Origin of the sequence: Nostoc sp. (assembly GCF_035638895.1) — a bacterium.
In the GTDB taxonomy this organism is placed as follows: Bacteria; Cyanobacteriota; Cyanobacteriia; order Cyanobacteriales; family Nostocaceae; genus Nostoc.
This window is the reverse complement of record NZ_DASQZC010000066.1, coordinates 1-1552: the sequence shown is the minus strand read 5'-3', so window position 1 is coordinate 1552 and position 1552 is coordinate 1. Positions and strand designations below refer to the sequence as shown.

Genomic DNA, 1552 nt, shown 5'->3' with positions numbered 1-1552 from the left:
AGCGAAACTTTAGTTGTGGCTTTGTCCTCAACTCATTCATTGGCTCAAAAAGAACACATCTGTGTGCAATCACTCTTAAGTGAACCTTTGATCATGTTTCCCCGCTATCTAGCACCAGGACTTTATGATCGAATCATGAGTCTTTTTCAGCAGAGAAACTTCAAACCTAACATTACTCAGGAGGCGATTCAAATGCAAACAATTATTGGACTAGTCTCGGCTGGAATGGGTGTGGCGATTACACCATCTTCTCTACAGAATCTTCAAAGGTCTGGTGTAGTTTATCGTCCTATACTTGAAGAAGTACCTGTAATAGAAACTGCTATAATCTGGCAGCAAAACAGTTTAACTCCTATTGTAGAGAATTTTTTACAATTTACTCAAAAAGCTATTAGTAAGTTTCAACAGAGACAATCAGGGTAAATTGATTTTAAACATTCGGACTGTTTAACTTCCTTATGAGTGTAAATGTTGGGTATGTATGGCAACAACAGTAGAAGTATTTATTAACTTTATTTACAATATTTCGATTAAAAACTGGAGCATCTTTTGGATGTTATCGTTTAAAACCCTTTTATTTAGAAATTTATAGCCCAATTGCGTGCCCTCTACCCCAAATTATTATTAGTTTATTGGGGTTATTGTGGCCAGGTAGCAGAACTATATCGCTATAATTTCGCCCACTATGACCTTGTTTTAAAACGCTCTTAGAAGGAGATTGGGATGAATACAGCCACGCACGAAGTTGCCCTTGACTATACGAATACCGTCCAAGCCGAGAAAACAGAAGAGATATCCCCAACCGCGCTTGATGAGCAGTACGATACTGCCACCATAATGGGTGGACTCTACGGCAACGGGATCATTGGGTTGAAGGGGGCGTTTGAGCCGATGTGGGCAGATCGCCTCGGTGAGGATATTGAGGTTCTCTTCTCAGAAGCCCTTGCGCGTCCTGGAGGGGCAGTGGGGCGAGGGCCTAACCGATACTACGTAGAAATTCACCCGGAGAGAATCAGGGGGTTTCTCGATCTTGTGACACATCCTTGGGTAGTGGCAGTGTCAACAGCAGTTCTCTCTAAAGACTACAAAATCGTGGAGATTGGGTTCGACGTGCCTCTTCCTGGCTCCATGAATCAGCCGTGGCACCGCGACTTTCCCGCTCCCGAAGCGACTCTGACAGGACGCAGGCTCAACTCCCTTGCCTTCAACTTAACCACCGTGGATGTCGAAGAGGACATGGGGCCGTTCGAGATAGCGCCCGGCACCCAGTGGGATCGGCCAATCGGCTTCCAACACGGAATGTTTCCGCCCAAATCTCTCTACGGTCGATATCAAGAGCGCACCGTGAGGAAGATGCCGAAGCGTGGAGATATATCTGTTCGGTCAGCACTGACTATTCATCGGGGTACAGGCAACCAATCTCAAAAATCGCGGCCAGCGCTAGTGCTTGGTGTGGATGCTCCGGACGCTCAGAACGCAAAGCGGCACGATCTTCAGTTTACTCGGTCTTACTACGAGACTATCCCTGTAGAACACCGAAAGCACTTCGCCT

General features: G+C 46.1%; 2 protein-coding genes. Both read left to right on the top strand.

Going from position 1 to position 1552, the window contains the following annotated elements; all coding sequences use genetic code 11:
* Positions 1 to 423 (top strand): LysR substrate-binding domain-containing protein (locus tag VE944_RS02795; protein ID WP_324971955.1); only part of this gene is annotated, 423 nt, incomplete at its 5' end.
* A gap of 300 nt (positions 424 to 723) precedes the next feature.
* Positions 724 to 1552: phytanoyl-CoA dioxygenase family protein (locus tag VE944_RS02790; RefSeq protein ID WP_324971952.1), on the top strand; the 829-nt coding region annotated here is incomplete at its 3' end.